The 20194-nt window shown below is 51.0% G+C and carries 14 protein-coding genes; 13 read left to right on the forward strand and 1 reads right to left on the reverse strand.

Annotated elements, in window-relative coordinates; all coding sequences use genetic code 11:
* Positions 1-44 precede the first annotated feature (44 nt).
* The 10 genes from brnQ (at position 45) to KIB08_RS01985 (ending at position 14755) form a co-directional block, all read left to right on the forward strand.
* On the forward strand, positions 45-1391 hold the full coding sequence (brnQ, locus tag KIB08_RS01940) for a branched-chain amino acid transport system II carrier protein (RefSeq protein WP_438362033.1): 1347 nt from the start codon (positions 45-47) through the stop codon (positions 1389-1391).
* Between the two features lie 190 nt (positions 1392-1581).
* Complete coding sequence (gene dnaA, locus KIB08_RS01945) at positions 1582-3054, forward strand: chromosomal replication initiator protein DnaA (RefSeq protein WP_303988876.1); 1473 nt, start codon at positions 1582-1584, stop codon at positions 3052-3054.
* 231 nt (positions 3055-3285) lie between these two features.
* The gene (gene dnaN, locus KIB08_RS01950; RefSeq protein ID WP_303988878.1) at positions 3286-4395 is read left to right on the forward strand and encodes a DNA polymerase III subunit beta; all 1110 of its coding nucleotides are present in this window, start codon (positions 3286-3288) and stop codon (positions 4393-4395) included.
* Between the two features lies 1 nt (position 4396).
* Positions 4397-4615, forward strand: a complete 219-nt coding sequence (locus KIB08_RS01955; protein WP_303988881.1) for an RNA-binding S4 domain-containing protein — start codon at positions 4397-4399, stop codon at positions 4613-4615.
* Positions 4612-5685 carry a DNA replication/repair protein RecF gene (gene recF, locus KIB08_RS01960; RefSeq protein WP_303988884.1) on the forward strand — a complete coding sequence of 358 codons (1074 nt, stop codon included), beginning with the start codon at positions 4612-4614 and terminating at the stop codon, positions 5683-5685. Before KIB08_RS01955 ends, recF begins: the two co-directional genes overlap by 4 nt.
* Positions 5675-6514 (forward strand): DUF721 domain-containing protein, encoded by an 840-nt coding sequence (locus KIB08_RS01965; protein ID WP_303988887.1) that lies wholly within the window; start codon positions 5675-5677, stop codon positions 6512-6514. Before recF ends, KIB08_RS01965 begins: the two co-directional genes overlap by 11 nt.
* A 163-nt stretch (positions 6515-6677) precedes the next feature.
* Positions 6678-8594 carry a DNA topoisomerase (ATP-hydrolyzing) subunit B gene (gyrB, locus tag KIB08_RS01970; RefSeq protein WP_303988889.1) on the forward strand — a complete coding sequence of 639 codons (1917 nt, stop codon included), beginning with the start codon at positions 6678-6680 and terminating at the stop codon, positions 8592-8594.
* Positions 8595-8972: 378 nt separating this feature from the next.
* Positions 8973-10490 (forward strand): amino acid permease, encoded by a 1518-nt coding sequence (locus KIB08_RS01975; protein ID WP_303988892.1) that lies wholly within the window; start codon positions 8973-8975, stop codon positions 10488-10490.
* Positions 10491-10652: 162 nt separating this feature from the next.
* Entirely contained in the window at positions 10653-11708 is a 1056-nt protein-coding gene (locus tag KIB08_RS01980; protein WP_303988895.1) for an efflux RND transporter periplasmic adaptor subunit, read from the forward strand.
* Positions 11705-14755, forward strand: a complete 3051-nt coding sequence (locus tag KIB08_RS01985) for an efflux RND transporter permease subunit (protein WP_303988897.1) — start codon at positions 11705-11707, stop codon at positions 14753-14755. The genes KIB08_RS01980 and KIB08_RS01985 overlap by 4 nt, the downstream gene beginning before the upstream one ends.
* A gap of 207 nt (positions 14756-14962) precedes the next feature.
* On the opposite strand, the gene KIB08_RS01990 is transcribed toward KIB08_RS01985, so the two are convergent.
* Positions 14963-16315 carry a hemolysin family protein gene (locus KIB08_RS01990; protein WP_303988899.1) on the reverse strand — a complete coding sequence of 451 codons (1353 nt, stop codon included), beginning with the start codon at positions 16313-16315 and terminating at the stop codon, positions 14963-14965.
* A gap of 145 nt (positions 16316-16460) precedes the next feature.
* Here KIB08_RS01990 and KIB08_RS01995 point away from each other — a divergent pair, with 145 nt between their 5' ends.
* From KIB08_RS01995 to KIB08_RS02005, 3 genes are read left to right on the forward strand one after another with little or no spacing between them, the layout of a single operon-like run.
* Positions 16461-17243, forward strand: a complete 783-nt coding sequence (locus tag KIB08_RS01995; RefSeq protein ID WP_303988901.1) for a hypothetical protein — start codon at positions 16461-16463, stop codon at positions 17241-17243.
* A gap of 57 nt (positions 17244-17300) precedes the next feature.
* Positions 17301-18494, forward strand: coding sequence for a DNA polymerase IV (locus KIB08_RS02000; protein WP_303988903.1), 1194 nt, complete (start codon positions 17301-17303; stop codon positions 18492-18494).
* On the forward strand, positions 18491-19630 hold the full coding sequence (locus KIB08_RS02005) for a M20/M25/M40 family metallo-hydrolase (protein ID WP_303988906.1): 1140 nt from the start codon (positions 18491-18493) through the stop codon (positions 19628-19630). The genes KIB08_RS02000 and KIB08_RS02005 overlap by 4 nt, the downstream gene beginning before the upstream one ends.
* The last annotated feature ends 564 nt before the right edge of the window (positions 19631-20194 follow it).

The raw sequence follows: 20194 nt of genomic DNA on the forward strand, positions 1-20194 counted from the left end.
TTGCCTGCCTGTGCTATAATTAGTGAAATATCTATTAAGGGGTGATGAAAATGCGAGGACAGACCATTTCTCGCTCTGCCTATGTATCCATAGGCCTCATGTTATTTGCATTATTTTTCGGAGCGGGAAACTTGATTTTCCCGGCCTCTCTGGGACAAAATGCCGGCTTGAATTTTCCGGAAGCGATTCTGGGCTTTTTAGTTACCGGCGTCGGTCTGCCTTTGTTGGGCGTTATGGCCATCGGCTACTCCGGCAGTCGCGACCTGCAGGATCTTTCGTCGCGTGTCCATCCTGTCTTCGGTCTTTTATTTACGATTTTATTGTACCTGACGATTGGACCGTTTTTCGCCATCCCGCGTACGGGAACGGTATCGTATGAAATCGGCATCAAACCGTTTTTGGGCGCAGGCACGGGCAATTTGGAATTATCGATTTTTCTCGCCGTGTTCTTCGGTATTTCGTGGTGGTTCTCCATTTCACCGGCCAAGCTCGTTTCGCGTATCGGTAAAGTATTGACGCCGCTCTTACTTTTATTCCTCGGCATACTGATCGTGAAGTCCCTTCTCTCGCCGATCGGACCGATGCAGGCTCCGACGCCGACATACGCTACTTCCGGTCTGGCGTTTACGCAGGGCTTCCTGGACGGTTACAACACGATGGATGCGTTGGCGTCCTTGGTCTTCGGGATCATCATCGTCAAATCCGTCAAACAGTACGGCGCGGAATTTGAACGTGATATCGCGGCGGCTACGTTTAAATCCGGCTTGATTGCCGCGATCTGCCTGGGCGTTGTCTACGTCTTTATCGGCAACATCGGGGCGACCAGCGTCACCGGCATCGGCATGCAGGAAACAGGCGCGCCGGTTCTCTCGCTTTCGACGCAATTTTACTTTGGCGATCCGGGCGCATTCATTTTGGCTATCATCGTCATCTTGGCGTGTCTGACGACAAGCATCGGTTTGATTACGTCCTGCTCGACGTATTTCAACGAATTGGTACCGGCGCTTTCGTATCGCGTGTGGGTGAGCATCTTCTCCGTATTCTCCGCGGTAATCGGCATGTTTGGTTTGTCGACGATCATTTCCGCGGCGATTCCGGTGCTGATGTTCCTGTATCCCTTGACGATGGTTATGATGTCGCTGACGTTTTTGGCACCGCTTTTTGACAATCGCCAAGCGGGCTACTTTATTACCCAACTCTTTACATTGGTTCCAGCGCTCTATGACGGGTTGCGTACCGCCGGTTTTGAAATGCCGGCTCTCACGCACTGGATGGAAGCGAATTTACCGTTATTCGGTTATGGTTTGGGCTGGGTATCGTTTGCAGTCGTCGGCTTCATTCTGGCGCTCTGCTATGTGAAATTCGTAAAAAAAGCACCGACAACTGTCTAGTCGATAAAAAACCGGTCGGAAACTTTCCGGCCGGTTTTTGTGTGCTCTATTTTAAAATCGGTGGATATCTGCTAAAATAAAGACACATTTACACGGAGTTGTCCACCAACTTATCCTCATTGTCCACAGCATTAAACCCTTGTTTTACAATACTTTTACTTTTATTTCCACCATTTTCACGGAGAATTTTATGACCGATATTTTTGACTTTTGGGAAGCCGTACTTGCCCGACTGGGCGAACGGATTTCCCCGGAGATGTTGAACTGGCTCATGTCGCATGTCTTGCCGCTGACATTAACGGAAGACACATTGACGGCGCAAGTGAGTAAACCGTTTTTAAAAATTTGGCTCGAAAAAAATCTCTTAAGCGATTTGCAGGCGACTGTCAACGAAGTGGCCGCACGGCCGCTTACATTGCAAATCACCTTGCCCCAAGCGACGGACGTACCGATACCGCCGTTGCCGTCGACAAACACCACGGAAACTTTTACATTGCCCGAACCTCCGGTGCCGGTATTCCACAAACCGACACCAACCGGCGTGCAGGAAACCTCGCCGAGCACTACTCCGGCCGCCGCAGTACAAATCCCCGCAGCGCCGAAAAGTGAGTACAACTTCGGCAAGCATTCGATTCCCATCGATCCCGCTTGTACCTTTGATAATTTTATTGTTTCCAATTCCAATACTTTGGCGCGCAGCGCGGCATTCGCCGTCGCACAACAACCGGCGCAATATCAAAACCCGTTGTTCATTTACGGGCCATCGGGACTCGGCAAGACCCACTTGATGCATGCCATTTGCAATTATGTGCGCGCCCACACGCCGGAAAAGAAATTTTTATTTCTCACGAGCGAAGATTTTACCAATGATTTCATTTCCGCTCTGACGCAAAAAGGAGTGGAGCACAACCGCGCCTTTCGGGAAAAATATCGTTCCGTCGATTATCTGCTCATCGATGACGTGCAATTTTTCGGGAAAAAAGACGGCACGCAGTTGGAGTTTTTTCACACGTTCAATGAACTACTGAACAGTAAAAAACAAATCGTCATGACCTGCGACCGGTTACCGGAAAATATGGAGAAGGTCGAACAGCGACTGATTTCGCGTTTCCGCATGGGCCTGGTCGTCGAAATACAGCCGCCAGATTTTGAAATCCGCAGCGCCTATTTACAGAAAAAAGCAGCCGCCGCGGAAATTTCCATGCCGACGGATGTCGTATCGTTTCTCGCGGAAAATTTTACCGAAGATTTTCGGGAACTGGGTGGCGTATTTAATCGCATCGCCACATTACAGTCATTATCACCGGAACCGATTACGGTCGAGTGGGCACAGCAACAGCTGGCCGATATACTGCCGGCGGAACGCCGCATTATTTTGAATCCGGATATTATCATCAACGAAGTCGCAAGCTTTTATAAAATTCGCCGTGATAAACTCGTCGGCAAAACACGTCCGAAAAATATCGTTTTCCCGCGGCAAATCGCCATGTTCCTCTGCCGTGACATGTTGGATTTATCCTTTAAAGAAATCGCGGCGGCATTCAACAAAAATGACCACACGACCGTCATGCACGCTTACGACAAAATTTATAAAGAACTGCAAACCAATATCAAGCTGCAGGAAGAGATGCAACAGATCCGACAATTTCTGACCGGCGGATAACAAGCGGATGAAGAGCGAAAATGACGTGGATAATTCCGGATGTTATCCACTTTACCGGCAGGCATGATGGATAAGGAGCGCAATTTTATCTTTTATCCACCGACTTATTCACATCGATGCGAATAACATTTACAAGCTTTGACCGGATTATCCACTTTTCCACCGCGTCTACTACTACTGCTATTATTTAACTGTAAACAATCAAAACATCGCCATCGTAAGGAGGCCATCATGAAATTATCGTTACCCACCCAAGCTTTACAATCGGCATTGGATCAAGTAAGCCGTGCCGCCGCACCGAAAGTCGGTAATAATGCGTATGCGGGAATTTTATTAAGCGCTGCCGACAATATGTTGGAAATACAGGCGACGGATTACCAGGTCAGTGTACGGGTCCGCACGCCAGCGACAGTCACCGAACCCGGTGAAACGGTCGTATTGGCCGCGTATTTGCCGGAATTGATCAAAAAGTTGCCGGCGGGCACGGTAGAAATCCAAAGTCAGACCGGCGCATCCACATTATTGATTCGTGCGGGGCGCAGTGAAAATGAAATGGTAACCGGCGTCGCGGGCGAATTTCCCCGTTTGGATGAATTGGATCATCCGCAACAATTCACGTTGCCGAGCGATCAGCTGCGCGATATGTATAGTCTGACGCAATTCGCTGTCGCGGGTGACAACCAACGTCCGATTTTCAGCGGCATTTTGCTGGAGGCGGGGGAGAAAGCGGCGCGCATGGTCGCTACCGATACGCACCGGTTGGCATTGCGGGAAGTGGTGTTGGCGGATGCGTTGGCGCAGCCGGTGCGTTTGGTGATTCCCGAACGCGTGCTCGCCGATGTGGTGCGTTTGTTACCGACAAATGAACCGGTCGACGTGACGATTTCCTGGCACCGTGATTATGTCGCGTTCGAATTTGCGGGCGTATACTTCATGTCCAATTTGATCGCGGGTGAATTTCCTGATTATGAACGCGTGTTTCCGGCACGTTTTGATGCGAAGGCGATCATCGATCGGCGCGAATTTACCGCGGCATTGGAACGCGCAGCGTTAATTTCGCGCAACATGGCGTACAAAACCGTTACCTTAAAATGGGGCGACGGCAGTGTGGAAATCAGCGCGACGAGCGCCGAAGTGGGAAGCACGGAAGAAACATTACCGGTGAACTATGAGGGAGAAGCATTGGAAATCGTGTTCAACTGTTTCTACCTGCTCGATATTTTAAAACGTTCGACAGGCGATAAAATTACCCTACATATCCTGCAAAACGGACCGATGCTTGTGGAACAGGAAAACGATCCGGATTACCGCTATGTGGTCACGCCGATGCGAGGGCATTAAGATGCGAGAAATTACGATTCATACGTCTTTTATTGCGTTAAATGAACTGTTGAAACTCGCCGGCGTGGTCGGTTCGGGGGCGGAGGCGAAAGGATTGATCCGCAGCGGTGAAGTTTGGGTCAACGGCGAACCTTGCACCGTAGTTCGCAAAAAAATTACCGCCGATGATCGCGTCGATGTGCCCGATCAGGGAAGTTTCACGGTTGTGTCCGAAGTATGAAAATCGCCACCGTTGCGGTGACGGATTTTCGCAGCTATGCGGAATATTCGCTGACGCTTTCCGCTCCGACGACATTGCTTTACGGCCCGAACGGTTGCGGCAAAACGAATCTTTTGGAAGCGATGTACTTGGCTTCCGTGGGAAAATCACCGCGCACGAGTCATGATCGGCTGATGATTCGGCACAACGCGGAGAGCGCCGCCGTTCGGGTCGATTTTACGCGCCATGAAGTAGCGCAAAAAATCCAAATCAATGTATATAAAAATAAACGCAAAGAAATGTGGATCAATGCGACGCCGGTTCGCCAAAAAGAATTGGTCGGGACATTGCATACCGTTTATTTCGGACCGGATGATTTGCAGTTGATCAAAGGCAGTCCGCAGGGGCGCCGCCGTTTTTTGGATTTGAGTTTGGCGCGGGCGAATTCGCTCTATTATGATGCGTTACTGCGTTACAATCGGATTTTGGCGCAACGCAATCAACTGCTGAAAGCGCAGCGGGCGGTGGATTTGGCACCGTGGGACGAGCAGCTGGCGACGCAGGCCGTCTATATTACCAACGCGAGAATGCAGGCGCTGGAGGAGTGGAATAGGCTGGTCGGACCGACTTCGCAAACCTGGTCGGCCGGAGATCTCAACGTGCATTTGAAATACCTGCGTTTCTATGCCAAATGTGAAGACATTTCCAAAGAGGAGTATTTACATCTATATAAAGAAACGCTGGAACGTGATTTGAAAAGCGGTTTTACCTCCATCGGACCGCATCGTGCCGATGTGGTGTTTTACCATGAGGATAAAAATTTGGCCGATTACGGATCGCAGGGCGAGCAGCGGCTCGCCATTTTGGCGTTAAAATTATCCGAGACCACGTATTTAAAAGAACATGTCGGCGAATTGCCCGTACTGTTGTTGGACGATGTCCTCAGCGAACTCGATGAGGAACGGCAACAGGAACTGTTACGCTGGACTGCCGACCGACAATTGCAATTGATCATGACCGCCGCGTATCGTCCGAACCGTTTGCCGGAACCGGTCGATATGCGTTGCTTGGAGAAATCCCATGGCGCATAATTTGAATTCTTTACAACAGGCGCTTGCCGTTTGGACGGAACAATGGAAAGACCAGCCGCAAATGCAGTTGTACCGATTGCAGGAAAGTTGGCCCGAAGTCGTCGGCAAAATACTGGCGAAAAAATCCTTTATCGGTAAGTATGACGGCGTGACGGTCACGGTACTTGCGGATAATTCAGTCTGGCTGAATGAACTTTTTATTCAGCGGGAAAAAATTATTAAAAAATTGGTCGATCGATTTCCGGAATACACCATCACGGATTTAAAATTTCGCACCGGTCGTCGCGCGCAACAGGCGCCAAAAAAAGCGGCGGAAAAACGGACACAGGAGCATATTCCCGCATTGACCGCGGCGCAGAAAGAAGAAGTGGCTGCGTTTTTTACGGCGGTACCGGATCCGGCTTTAAAACAATCGCTGATTCATTTGCGCGAACGGCAGCTGGCGCTGGAATTGGCGCGACGGGAAGCGGGTTTTGTACCGTGCGGGGTTTGCCACCAGTTGACGGACGCGGTCGACGGTACTTGTGAAATGTGCAAGTTGCGGGCGCAGGCGCAAGAACGTCACGCCGTCACCCGCTATCTGAAAGAGCATCCGGCCGCGTCGTATCGGGATGTCATCGCGGCTGTGGGCACGAGCGAGAGCATGTATGCGCAGTCGCGGCAATACTTGATCTATCGGACGCTCGATCATATCTATCATCGTGTAGAAACAGCGGCGGAGCAGGTCATGCTCGCGAGTTTACTCACCGGTATCGAACCGCAGGAACTGACGGAGGATCATGTTCGCAATCTTTTGGCGAAGTTTGTGCGTAAAGCGGAAGATAAATGACGTAAAATAAAAAATAAGAGGATTTTATTCGTATCGATACTTACCCCATACAAAAATCAAAATAGGCCCATTATGGGCTTATTTTGATAAAATAAGTGTATTTTTAAAATTATTTATAGTATACTGTATATAATTAAGATAAAAATTTTGAAAAGGGGAAACTATGGCAGAAAATACTCGTAAAACCGGTTACGGCGCGCAGGATATTCAGGTCCTGGAAGGGTTGGAGGCCGTTCGCAAACGTCCGGGGATGTACATCGGCGACACATCGACGCGCGGTCTGCATCATTTGGTCTATGAAGTTGTGGATAACTCTATCGACGAAGCGTTGGCCGGTTTCTGTACTCATATTGAAGTTACGATTCATCAAGATAACAGCGTGACGGTGGTCGATGACGGTCGCGGTATTCCTGTCGATATGCATAAAACCGGTCGCCCCGCGATCGAAGTCGTGTTGACGGTGCTTCACGCTGGCGGTAAATTCGGCGGCGGCGGCTACACGATTTCCGGCGGTTTGCACGGCGTCGGCGTATCTGTTGTTAACGCCTTGTCTGAAAAAATGGACGTGCAGGTTTGGCGTGACGGTAAAACGCATGAAATCGCTTTTGTCCGCGGTCATATCAGCGAGCCTTTGCATTCCTACGGCCATGTCGAAACGACCGGCACCAAAGTTACCTTTTTACCGGATAAAGAAATTTTCACGGAGGGCGTGGAATTTTCGTTCGACACGCTCGCATCGCGTTTCCGCGAACTCGCGTTCTTAAATAAAGGCTTACGCATTACGTTAACGGACGAACGCGACGATGAAAAATATTCCGAAAGCTACCATTACGAAGGCGGTCTGAAATCTTTCGTCAAATATTTAAATACGAATAAATCAACAATTCATCCGAATGTGATTGATTTTGAAGGGGATCGCGACGGCATTTTTATCGAAATCGCCATGCAGTACAATGACGGTTTCAGTGAAAATGTTTACTCCTTTGCCAACAATATCAATACCATTGAAGGCGGTACGCATTTATCCGGTTTCCGCGCCGCGTTGACGCGCACGATTAACGACTATGCGCGGCGTTCCGGTCTGATTAAGCAAAATGAAGAAAATCTTTCCGGTGACGACGTGCGCGAAGGTTTAACCGCCGTCATCAGCGTGAAAGTTCCCAATCCGCAGTTCGAAGGTCAGACGAAAACGAAACTCGGCAACAGCGAAGTCAAAGGCATTGCCGATACGTTGATTTCGGAAGGATTGCACATTTATCTGGAAGAACATCCGGTCGACGGCAAAAAAATTATTGAAAAGGCATTGCTTGCCAGTCGCGCGCGGGAAGCGGCTCGTAAAGCTCGTGAACTGACGCGCCGTAAAAACGCGCTCGAAGTTTCGAGTTTACCCGGTAAACTTGCCGACTGCTCCGAACGCAATCCGGAAATGACGGAAATTTATCTTGTCGAAGGTGACAGCGCGGGAGGTTCCGCAAAATCCGGCCGCGATCGTCGCTTCCAAGCGATTTTGCCCCTGCGCGGTAAAATTTTGAACGTTGAAAAAGCGCGTTTGGATCGCATTTTGAATAATGAAGAAATTCGTTCGATGATCACGGCGTTCGGTACCGGCATCGGACAGGAATTTGATCTCAGTAAATTGCGTTACTATAAAATTATCATCATGACGGATGCCGATGTCGACGGCGCGCATATTCGTACCTTGTTGTTGACATTCTTCTACCGCTACCTCACTCCGTTACTGGAAGAAGGGCACATTTATATCGCGCAGCCACCGCTATACCAATTGCGTAAAGGACGCAGCAAATGGTACATGTACAGTGACGAAGAATTGGCGCAAAAACTCGATGAGATCGGTCGGGAAAATATCACCGTGCAACGTTACAAAGGTCTCGGCGAAATGGACTCGGAACAACTTTGGGATACGACGATGAATCCGCAGTATCGCACGCTGTTGCAGGTCGGTATGGAAGATGCCATGGCGGCGGATCGGATTTTTACCGTATTGATGGGAGACAAAGTCGAACCGCGGCGGCGTTTCATTCAGGAAAACGCGAAAAATGTTACCAACCTCGATTTATAAAAAACGGCTTCGGCCGTTTTTTTGTGCGATCTTTCAGTTAAATTTGCACGGTGATTCAGATGGATCCGTTCACATATGACAAAACAGCACTGACGAAAGAGAAACAGAAATCGACGGAAGGTTTATTAGTACCAGATATAGAAACAAAAAGTAATATACTATTAACCATCTACTATATACGCACATTACGTTATTAAAATATTCTCTAAATCAATGGAAACCGGAGAAAAAATGATGAAGTACGGGGAAAAATAATGAAGTACGTGGAAAAATAATAATCAAAAGGAATTTTTGCGGAAAAAAGTATTTTGGCTTGCATTTTCAGACCTTAATGCTATAATTGAACTAATTAAAAAAAGGAAAAGAAGGTGATGACAGATGGCGGAACCTAATTTGACAGACGGCTATCTTCCGGGAGAAGAAACGGCTCCGAAATTGAAACGCAGTCTGAAAGCACGTCATATGAATATGATCGCCATTGGCGGCGCCATCGGTACCGGTCTCTTCGTAGCCGGTGGGGAATCCGTTTCCCAAGCGGGTCCGGGCGGCGCGCTGCTCGCGTATTCGCTCATCGGTATCATGGTGTATTTCTTGATGACGAGCTTGGGTGAAATGGCCACTTACATGCCGGTTTCCGGTTCGTTCGGAACGTACGCTGCACGGTTTGTGGATGAGGCATTCGGATTTGCGCTCGGTTGGAACTATTGGTTCAACTGGGCCATTACATTGGCGGCGGAACTGGTCGCCAGCGCTCTGATCATGAAATATTGGTTTCCCGATACGCCGTCCATTGTCTGGAGCGCGTTGTTCTTTGTTCTGATCTTCGGCTTAAACTATATGTCAACGCGCTTATTCGGTGAAAGTGAATTTATTTTTGCCGGCGTGAAAGTCATGACCGTCATCGTGTTTCTCTTTGTCGGCGCATTGTTGATCCTCGGTATCGGCGCCGAATCGCCCGGATTTACCAACTGGACGGTCGGAGAGGCGCCGTTTGTCGGCGGCTGGGCGGCCGTTCTCGGCATTTTCATGATCGCCGGTTTTTCGTTCCAGGGCACGGAAATGATCGGTGTCGCGGCGGGTGAATCGGAAAACCCGAAAGAAAACGTACCGAAAGCGGTCAACACCATTTTCTGGCGCATCCTGTTGTTTTATCTCGGTGCTTTCACGGTCATCGGTTTCCTGATTCCGTATACGGATCCCAACCTTTTAAACAGTTCGGTGGAAAACATCGCGATCAGTCCGTTTACGCTCGTCTTTGAACATTTCGGTTTGCCGGCCGCGGCGGGCATTTTGAATGCCGTTATTTTGACAGCGGTACTTTCGGCGGGCAACTCGGGCGTGTATGTATCGACTCGTATGCTGTACGCGTTGGCCGCGGAAGGCAAAGCGCCGAAAGTGTTTCTGAAAGTCAATAAACGCGGTATTCCGACCAATGCGTTGTTTGCGACGGCCGTGTTTGGTATCGCCGCATTCCTTACGAGCTTCATCGGTGACGGCGCCACATACAACTGGCTGATCAATATCAGCGGTATGGCGGGATTCATTACCTGGGTCGGCATCGCGATTTGTCACTATCGCTTCCGTCGCGCGTATATTCGCCAAGGTTACGATTTAAATGATTTGCCGTATAAAGCGTCGCTGTATCCTTTCGGCCCGATCTTCGCGCTGGTCTTGTGCCTGATTGTCATGGCGGGGCAGAACTACACCGCCTTTACCGGTCAGAAAATTGACTGGTACGGTGCCAGTGTCGCGTACGTCGGCATTCCGGTATTCCTTGCCGTGCATTTTTGGTACAAAATGAAACACAAAACGAAATTAATTCCGTTGGAAGAAGTCAATTTGGATCCGCATGACGACGAATTGCTCGCGCAAAGCGGCGAAGAAGTTGACGCTTGAATGAACATAAAAACGATCCCGAAAGGGATCGTTTTTATTATACAAAAAGTTAAACAATGAAAGAAAAAGAAATAATAATTCGCCATTTACAAGGCCGATTGCTATAATATATCTAAACAAAAAAATCGCCGTGGCAAAAAGACGATAGATGGAGGCAGCATAATGAAGCATTGGTGGCAATGGTTAATGTTGACGATATTATGTTTGGCGGTGTGCGGATGCGGCAAAAGTTCGACAGCCGAAGTACCGCCGCCATTGGTTAAAACGATGACGATCGGCGCGACGGAAACCGCGGCGGAACATTCGTTTTCCGGCACGGTGCATGGTCGCACGGAATCTCCTTTAGGATTTCAAATTCCGGGAAAAATCGTGCATAAATTCGTGCAGTCCGGCGATCGTGTCCAAACGGGCGATCCCTTATTCTCGTTAGATGCGAATGATGTGGAAGCGCAAGTCGACGCGGCGCAGGGACAGGCCGACGCCGCCGCCGCGCAATTGGAACTCGCGAATAAAACACTCGCGCGCATGGAAACTCTCTATGCGCAAGACGCGATTTCGGCGCTGAAAATTGACGAAGTGCGCAGTAAACAGCAGTTGGCGCAAGCGCAGCACGATCAGGCGCAGGCCGCTTTATATCGGGCGCAAAATCAAGCGTCGTTTGCCACTTTGCGGGCGGATCGTGACGGTGTTGTCGGCATGATCATGGCGGAAATCGGCCAGGTCGTCAGCGCGGGTATGCCGGTCGTGGCGATCGTTGATAACAGCAGTTTGGATGTACAGATTTCCCTTACGGAAAAAAATATTTCCGATTATCCGGTGGGCAGCTCCGCCGAAGTGACATTCTGGGCGTTACCGGACCAAAAATCGACGGCGGTAATGCGCGAAGTTTCACCGGCGCCGAATCCGAAAACGGGAACCTATGACGCGAAGTTGACGCTCAGCGATCCGCCGGCGCAATTGGCGCTCGGCAGTACGGCCGAAGTGCATTTCACGGGCGCGTCCGGCGAGCAGATACTGGTACCTTTGAGCGCGCTTGCGCCGCAATCCAAAACACCGGCCGTTTGGGTCGTGCGGGATGAAAAAGTCACTCTTGTCAACGTAACGACAGGGGCGTACCGAGGCGATCAGGTGGAAATTACCTCCGGTCTCAATAAAGGGGATCGAGTCGTTGTTGCCGGTGCGCAAAATCTGACGGAAGGGCAAGCGGTCCGGATATGAAATCATTTAACTTAGCGCGATGGGCGGTCAAACACCGCCCCATCGTTTACTTTTTTATCGTTTCGATCTTAATCGCCGGCATCGTGAGTTTCTTTGACTTGGGTCGGCGCGAAGATCCCGACTTTTCGATTCGCTCGATGACGATCGCCGCGGCTTGGCCGGGCGCGACCGCCGAGCAGATGAACGAACAGGTCACCGATAAGATCGAGCAGAAATTGCAAGATACGCCGGGGCTTGATTACATCAAAAGCTTCACCAACGGGGACACCACGGTTATTTACGTTTGGTTGCGCGAAGATCTTCCCAAAGAAAGCGTGCGGCCGACCTGGACCGATGTGCGCAATCTCACCAATGACGTTTGGCGCGAGCTCCCGAAAGGGGTCGTCGGTCCGTTCATGAATGATCGGTTTGATGATGTTTACGGCTCGATTTACGCGCTCACCGGGGATGATTTTTCCTACGAGGAAAAACGGGAATACGCGGAAACACTGCGTCGTGAGCTTTTGAAAATTCCCGAAGTGCAAAAAGTAAAATTGCTCGGTGTCCAGGAGCAGACGATTTATATCGAAATGGAAGAAGCGAAACTGGCGCAGCTCGGTATCGATCCGCGCATGGTCTTCCAAATGTTGCAGCAGCAGGGCACATTGTTGCCCGCTGGCTCTGTGCGTACCGGTTCGCATAATGTCGCGTTGCGCATCACGGGACTTTTAGATTCCGCGGAAGCCATTCAAAATTTGTCCATTCACATGGGTGAACGCTCCATTCGTCTCGGTGATATCGCGACCGTCAAGCAGGCGTACGCCGATCCGCAAAATCCGGTCATGATGTTCAACGGTAAAGAAGCCGTCGGCATTGCGATCTCCATGGCGCCGGGCGGGAACGTTTTGAATCTCGGCGATGAATTGACGGAGGCGATCGCGCAGTATAAAAATGATTTGCCGGTAGGATTGGAGATCGGTCAGGTCACCAACCAGCCGGAAGTCGTCACCGGCGCGATCAACGAATTTACACGAGCGCTTGCCGAGGCGATCGTGATTGTATTGCTGGTCAGCTTCCTCGCGCTGGGGTGGCGCTCCGGCGCGGTCGTCGCGCTGTGTATTCCGGTCGTTGTCGCGGCTACCTTCGTTATCATGCATTACTTCGCAATTGATTTGCAGGTCGTCTCCTTAGGCGCGCTCATCATTTCTCTCGGTCTTTTGGTCGATGACGCTATCATCGTCGTGGAAATGATGCAACGCAAACTGGAAGAGGGCGTGGATCGGTTGCACGCGGCGACCGCGGCCTATGAAATCACCGCGTTTCCGATGCTTTCCGGCACGCTGATTACCGCCGCCGCGTTTATCCCGATCGGTCTTGCCAAAGGGATTGTCGCCGAATACACGGAGAGCCTTTTTTCCGTCACCGCGATCGCGCTTATCATTTCCTGGTTCGCCTCCGTACTCGTTAGCCCCGTATTGGGCTATAAAATGATTAAGGTGACACCGCCGGATGAACAAAAGGAAACCCGTTGGGGCGCGTTCCAGAAGAAGTTATTAAACGGATTTAAAAATTCGCTGGAAACCGTCTTGCGCTATCGTAAAACGGTTGTGCTCGCGACGATTGCCGCATTTCTGATCGCGGCGATTTCCTATCCGTTGTTGAAAAAAGAATTTTTCCCCGCGTCCGTTCGACCGGAACTGATTGTCGAAACAGAGCTTCCGCTCGGCGCGACGCAAGCAGCGACGAAAAAAATGACCAACGAGTTTACGGCTCATTTTTACGGGGACAAACGTGTTGAGTCCGTTACCAGCTACATCGGCGAAAGCGCGCCGCGCTTTATTTTGCCGTTTGAACCGGTGCCGCCGCGCACTAACTACGCGCAGACGGTCATTGTCGCGACAGACACCGACGCGCGTCGTTCCCTGCAAACCGATGTGGAGCGAGTGCTGGCGGATGATTTTCCCGATGTCCGCAGCAATATTCGCTTGATTCAAACCGGTCCTCCGGCGCCGTATCCGATCATGTATCGTTTGTCCGGTCCGGATACCGAGCAACTGCAGAAGTACGCCAATGAAGGTGTGCAACTGATGCAGCAGGATAAAGAAGTCAGTTTGGTCAATATGGATTGGCCGCAGATGACGCCGTCCGTCGAAGTCAAAATCGATCAGGATCGGATTCGTCAACTCGGCGCGGATAATTACGCCGTCGCCGCCGATCTTTACACCAAGCTTTCCGGCTACCAGGTATCGTCGGCTTACCTCGGCGATCAACTCGTACCGGTCAAATTCCGTTTGCCGCCGGGTCGTCAGCAATTGGGCGATTTGGCGAATCTTGCCGTGCATGTCGGCGGCGGCCGTTACGTGCCGCTCGGTCAATTTGCGACGCTCACGCCGACCACGGAAAATACGATGATTTGGCGGCGCAACTTAACGCCGACCATTACCATTCGCGCCAATGTCGCCGATGATACGCCGGCCGATACCGTTTCGGAGCGGATCTACACGAAAACGCTTGCCGATTTCCGTGAAAATCTGCCGACGGGATATTCTCTCGAATATGACGGCAGTGTCGAACGCAGTCACACATCCGTGGACTCCATCGTCGTCGTCATGCCGGTCATGATTTTTGTGATTCTCATGGTCCTCATGTTCCAGCTCGGTAAAATTAAACTCATGATCCTGGCGGCCATCACCGCGCCGCTCGGTCTTATCGGTTCCATCGTCGCCTTGCAATTGACACGTAAACCGCTCGGTTTCGTCGCCATTCTTGGCATCATTGCGCTGTCGGGCATGATCATTCGTAACTCGATTATTCTGCTCGATCAGATTGAAACGCATCGCGCGGACGGCGAACCTCTCCACGAGGCCGTCGTTAATGCCGCTATGATGCGTTTCCGGCCGATCTTGCTCACCGCGCTCGCCGCGATTTTGGGCATGATCCCGCTGATGCGTTCCTACTTCTGGGGACCGATGGCCTTCGCCTTTTCCGGCGGCCTGCTCATCGCGACGCTCCTCACGCTGTTCTTCCTGCCCGCGATTTACACATGGGTCTATCGGAGAGAAGAGTAAAAAGATCCCATCCTCTGACGTCAGAGGGTGGGATCTTTTTTTGCAATCAAAAACCGCCGCTCGGAAAAGGCTGCGTCTTCCTACGATTCGAAATCACTGACCGATAGTCGATTACGTTCCGTACCGAAAAGAATCTTGCTATAGATACGAGCGGCGGTTACTGCCTTTATCTACCGTCATTATAAAACGCGCGGGGGGATTATGCAACTAGGCTTCTTTAATTTCTCCGTCGGGGCCCTGCGCTTTTTTGGTGACGAGGATTTTATCGACGCGGTAGTTGTCGTTATCCATGACCTCAAACTGCATGTTGCGATACGAGATGATCTCGGTTTCTTTTGGGAGATATCCGAAGAGATAGATAACGAAACCGCCGAGCGTTTTGTAAAAATCTTCGCCCTCTTTGGGAAGCGCGTCGGTGATTTGAAAATACTCTTTAAATTCTTCGATCGGCAACAGTCCGTCGACGAGCCATGAATTCGGTGTGCGCTTGACGATGCGGTTGCGTTCTTCGATACGTTCGGCGACGCTGCCGGGCATCGCGCCCAAAATTTCTTCCAAAATATCGTGCAGCGTGATCATGCCTTCCGGCGAACCGTATTCGTCCAAAATGATGGCCTCATGCGCGTTTTTCGCGCGGAAGAGATCAAGCGTTTTATTGAGGGTAAGCGTCTCGGGAATATACAGAGGCGTCGTGACGCAATGCGCGATGAGCGCGTGCCAGCGCATTTCGGGGCGGTGCAGACGCAATAACAAGAGATCGCGCAATTGAACAATGCCGCGAAAATCGTCCAGCGATTCGTAGCCGACGGGCAGGCGCGTGTGCGTGGAGCGCAACAGTTGCGCGCCGAGCGCTTCTTCACTTTCGGCGAGATCGAGCCATTCCAGCTGCGGTCGCGCCGTCATGATGTATTCGGCGGGGATATCGTTTAAGCGAAAGACACGATCAATGAGCTCGGGTTCGTCGGCGTCAAAGGTGCCGAGACGGGCGCCCTGCCGAAGCAGAAAACGAATTTCTTCTTCCGTGACCGGTTGCTCCGCTTTGATTTTAATCCCGAGAAGTTTCAACGTGGCCGTGGTGGAAAACGTCAGAAACCAGACTAAAGGAAGGTTGATGCGCGCGAAAAGATTCATCGGACGCGCGACCCAGCTGGCCACGCTTTCCGGCGAGTTGATCGCGATGCGTTTGGGTACGAGCTCGCCGATCAACAGCGTCAAGAACGTGACGACGGCCATGATCAAAAAGAGGCTGACGGCTTGCGCGTAGTGTCCCAGAGCCGGCGTGAGCGCGGCGGCCAAGGGATCCGATAAGGTGGACGCACCGACCATACCGGTGATGATACCGATCGCGGTGATGCCGATTTGAATGGTCGAAAATAATTGGTTCGGGTCCTGCGCGATTTTAAGAGCCGCTTTCGCGCCGCTGTCACCTTGGCTCGCGCGCTGGGCGAGACGCGGCTTTTTCGCGCTGACGATGGCGAGTTCCGTGGCGGAAAAAACGCCGTTTGCAATGATTAAAATTAACAGTAATGCGATTTGCCATCCGGGATGGTCGCTGTCCATATTCATTCTCCTTGTCGAAAAAATACTATATTTACATATTTATAGTATAGTAGAAGTATAACACAGAGAAAAACGGGAAGTGCAAAAAGGAATCCGCCGTCGCGCGACGAATACGTTAGTAAGGCAATGGCCAAAGGAGGAAGCTATGACACAGCGCAGAGATGTAGACACATACCGTTTGACATTAAGTGAATTATTGCACGAAGTGTGTGTCGAACTTTTGGACGGGCAGGATATGCTCGAAGATCTTTCCGCCCAACGTCGTGAGCATCAGGAAATGGATCAGGCGGCGGACGGCCCCAATGCACCGGCGGTGTATGAATTTGCCGAAGAGCAGATTCGCTTGCGTCTGAAACGCTATCGGGAGCTCGGCGATCGGATTGATGAGATTATTACTCTGTATAATGAATTGGCGGATGAAGCGCTCGCGGAAGATGATGATGACGAAATCGGTGAGACGTTTTCCTATACGGGGGACGCGGATTGGTTGGAATGGCAGGAAATCAAGCGTAAATCGGAAGATGACGATGATAAATATGAAGAAGACGATGATGACGACGATGATGACGACAACAATTACGAAAGGGACGATGATCCCGATGAAGAAAGCGATCGCGTGCAGGAATGGTCGCTGAAGAAAAAGAAAAAAGACAAAAAGAAAGACAAAAAGAAAGATAAAAAGAAAGACAAAAAGGAAAAAAAGCACAAAGAAAAAGAGTCTAAAAATAAAAGTGAAGTCGACGCGAAACAACTGAAAAAAGCAGAGGAAGGCTCGCAAGCGACGGTCACGACGGTCGTGGAAAGCCGAGCCGCGAAGAAAAAGCCGACGAGAAAAGCGGCAGCGAAACGTTCTGCCGCGACGACAAAAGCAAAAAGAAAAACCGCGGTAAAACCCGCGGCGAAACCGAAGGTCGCGTCGAAAAAATGAGCAAGTAAAAGATTCACCCGTCGAGCGGCGGGTGAATCTTTTTAGAAAGGAGATACGATGCGCAGACGCTGGATTATGCATGTGGATATGGACGCGTTTTACGCTTCCGTCGAGCAACGCGACCACCCGCAATGGCGAGGACTGCCCGTAATTGTCGGCGCCTCGGAACGGCGCGGCGTGGTGGCGACCGCCTCCTACGAAGCGCGCGCGTACGGCGTGCACTCCGCAATGGCGGGGAGCATTGCGCGCCAACGTTGTCCGCAGGGGATTTTTGTGCGTCCGCGCATGCATGTGTATCGTGAAGTATCCGCGTTGATTCATGAAGTGTTATATCGATACGCGCCCGAAATCGAGCCGCTGTCGCTCGATGAAGCGTTTTTGGATATCTCCGGCATGGGGACGCAGTTTCCGACGCTCAAAGCGCTCGGCCGCAGCGTGCAACGTGATATTTACGATGCGGTCGGTTTGTCGGCGTCGGTCGGCATCGGCGGCAATAAATTTTTAGCGAAGCTTGCGAGCGATTTGGAAAAACCGCACGGTTTGGTCATTATTCCTTACGAACAGGCGCAGGAAATGATCGCGCCGTTGCCGGTGCGTCGTCTTTGGGGCGTGGGTCCGAAGCTGGAAGCGGAGCTGGAAACGCTCGGCTATGTCACGATCGCCGATGTGGCGGCGGCCGATCCGGATCAATTGGCGCGGCAAATCGGTCAGCAGGGGAAAACGCTCTGGGAATTGGCGCATGCTCGCGACGATCGTCCGATTGTCGCGCACGCGCCGCGCAAATCGATCGGGGAAGAGGAAACGTTCGCGGGGGATCTCCATGCGGATGCGGATATTCGCCGTTACCTTTTGCAGGCGAGTGATACCGTCGCGCGCCGTTTACGCCAAAAAGGACTGGTCGCCCGCACGGTCACGCTGAAATTGCGTTACGGTTCGTACAAGACGATCACGCGCTCCGTGACGCTCGCCGATCCGATTGATTTACCGCAGGCGTTGTCGGCGGCGGTTTTCTCGTTGTATAATAAACTTAAACTCACAGAAGGTATACGACTCCTGGGCGTGACCGTATCGGGGCTGTTGCCGGCGGGAACGGAGCCGATGTCGCTTTTCGCGGACGGCACGGCGCGCGAGCGCAAAGCGCAGGAAACGATCGACAAGCTCCAGGACAAATATGGCCCGACGGCCATTCGCAGAGGATTTTGGTGGGACAGTGAGACAACCACCGGTGATGAAAGGGGAAAGAAACGATGAACGTTAATAAAGAACGCATGTTGAACGAATTTTACGAATTGATTCGCATCCCTTGCTCGACAGGTGACGAACGCGAAGTCGCCGATGTATTAAAAAAACGCCTGAAAAAACTGGGCGCGCAAGATGTTAAAGAAGATGATGCGGGCAGCAAAATTAACGGCAATGCCGGCAATATTATCGCCACTTTCGGCGCGACGATGGAAGGTTTGCCGACGGTCGCTTTCACGGCGCATATGGACTGCGTCGAACCCTGCGCGGGGATCGAACCGGTCTTGAAAGACGGCGTGATTACATCGAAAGGCGATACGATTTTGGGCGGCGATGACAAATCTGGCGTGGCCGCGATTTTGGAAGGCTTGCGCCTGATGAAAGAACACTCTCTGCCGCACGGCAAGATCGTTGTCATCTTCTGCGTGGCGGAAGAAGGCGGCTTGCGCGGCTCGCGCAATATCGACACGAAACTTACCCAAGGCATCGACTTCGGTTACGTTATGGATTCGTCCGGCGCGCCGGGTAAAATCATTAACCAGGCACCGGGACAAAACGCGATTCGCGTCACCATGCACGGCAAACGCTCACACGCGGGCCTGGCGCCGGAAGACGGCGTGAACGCCATCGTCATGATGGGCACGGCGCTGGCGCGTCTGCCGTACGGTCGCATTGATGAAGAAACCACCGCGAACGTCGGTTTCATCGACGGCGGCATCGCGACGAATATCGTGGCGGATAAATGCAGCGTCAAAGCCGAAGCGCGCAGCCGTGATTTGGCTAAATTGAAACAGCAGACGGACGCAATGAAGGAAGCGTTCATGTCTGTGGAAAAAGATTTTTCGGGCGGCAAAGCGGAAGTTGAAGTGGAAGAAATTTATCAGCCGTACCTGGTGGATGAAAACAGCCTCTGCATCGAAGTCGCCAAACGCGCGGCGAAAGAAGCGGGCTTAGAACCGAATGTCGGCGCGACCGGCGGCGGCAGTGACGCCAACAACTTCAATAAACACAGCTTCCCGGCAGTCGTACTTGCGACCGGCATGACCAAAGTTCACACGCCGGAAGAATGCCTATTGGAAGAACACCTCTACCAAACCGGTGAATGGGTATATCGCATTATTGAACAGTTGCCGCACGCGCATCACTGAGACGCCGATAATTATCCGTTTAAGCATTGAAAAAGAGCCCTCGCGGCTCTTTTTTTGTGGAATACTGCGGAATAAAAAGAAATCAATGTATTTTCGTCGTCAAAATAAAATTTGTGGAAACCATGTGGATAAGTGAAAAAGATTAAGGTTTATCCACATACTTGTCCACGTTTATCCACTTGTCCGTGTCAAAAGCACAATAAATTTAATGAGAATTCCGTAAACAGGCGGATTCTGCAAAAAATACACTGTCAGTAGACAGAGGTATCTGTGGAAAACTTTTGTGCGCTCATCATAATAACTGTCGAGATAAAAATAAAAACGACTGCAATACAATGGTTAAGACGATCATTGGAAAATAAAATACAGTAAAAAAATAGAGTGGACAACTTGGATAGTTATGTGGATAACTGATTTTCATGCCCAGCGAAAATCCATAAAAATGAGAAAAACATGTAAAATAGGTGCTTTCACATGTTCGGCTTAGGTAAAAATGTATTTTTCGAGAAGGTTCTCCACCGTTTATTGCGTTTCGCGGCGATGTCGTGGACAAGTTGCCAAGTC

This window comes from Negativicoccus succinicivorans (assembly GCF_018372215.1).
Taxonomy (GTDB): Bacteria; Bacillota; Negativicutes; order Veillonellales; family Negativicoccaceae; genus Negativicoccus.

Bases quoted from the DNA above. Each gene is read 5' to 3' on its own strand.
- KIB08_RS01990 (WP_303988899.1), bottom strand. From the start codon at position 16,315: ATGGACAGCGACCATCCCGGATGGCAAATCGCATTACTGTTAATTTTA.
- gyrB (WP_303988889.1), top strand. From the start codon at position 6,678: ATGGCAGAAAATACTCGTAAAACCGGTTACGGCGCGCAGGATATTCAG.
- KIB08_RS01955 (WP_303988881.1), top strand. From the start codon at position 4,397: ATGCGAGAAATTACGATTCATACGTCTTTTATTGCGTTAAATGAACTG.
- KIB08_RS02000 (WP_303988903.1), top strand. From the start codon at position 17,301: ATGCGCAGACGCTGGATTATGCATGTGGATATGGACGCGTTTTACGCT.
- recF (WP_303988884.1), top strand. From the start codon at position 4,612: ATGAAAATCGCCACCGTTGCGGTGACGGATTTTCGCAGCTATGCGGAA.
- KIB08_RS01980 (WP_303988895.1), top strand. From the start codon at position 10,653: ATGAAGCATTGGTGGCAATGGTTAATGTTGACGATATTATGTTTGGCG.
- KIB08_RS01995 (WP_303988901.1), top strand. From the start codon at position 16,461: ATGACACAGCGCAGAGATGTAGACACATACCGTTTGACATTAAGTGAA.
- KIB08_RS01975 (WP_303988892.1), top strand. From the start codon at position 8,973: ATGGCGGAACCTAATTTGACAGACGGCTATCTTCCGGGAGAAGAAACG.
- brnQ (WP_438362033.1), top strand. From the start codon at position 45: ATGAAAATGCGAGGACAGACCATTTCTCGCTCTGCCTATGTATCCATA.
- KIB08_RS01965 (WP_303988887.1), top strand. From the start codon at position 5,675: ATGGCGCATAATTTGAATTCTTTACAACAGGCGCTTGCCGTTTGGACG.
- KIB08_RS02005 (WP_303988906.1), top strand. From the start codon at position 18,491: ATGAACGTTAATAAAGAACGCATGTTGAACGAATTTTACGAATTGATT.
- KIB08_RS01985 (WP_303988897.1), top strand. From the start codon at position 11,705: ATGAAATCATTTAACTTAGCGCGATGGGCGGTCAAACACCGCCCCATC.
- dnaA (WP_303988876.1), top strand. From the start codon at position 1,582: ATGACCGATATTTTTGACTTTTGGGAAGCCGTACTTGCCCGACTGGGC.
- dnaN (WP_303988878.1), top strand. From the start codon at position 3,286: ATGAAATTATCGTTACCCACCCAAGCTTTACAATCGGCATTGGATCAA.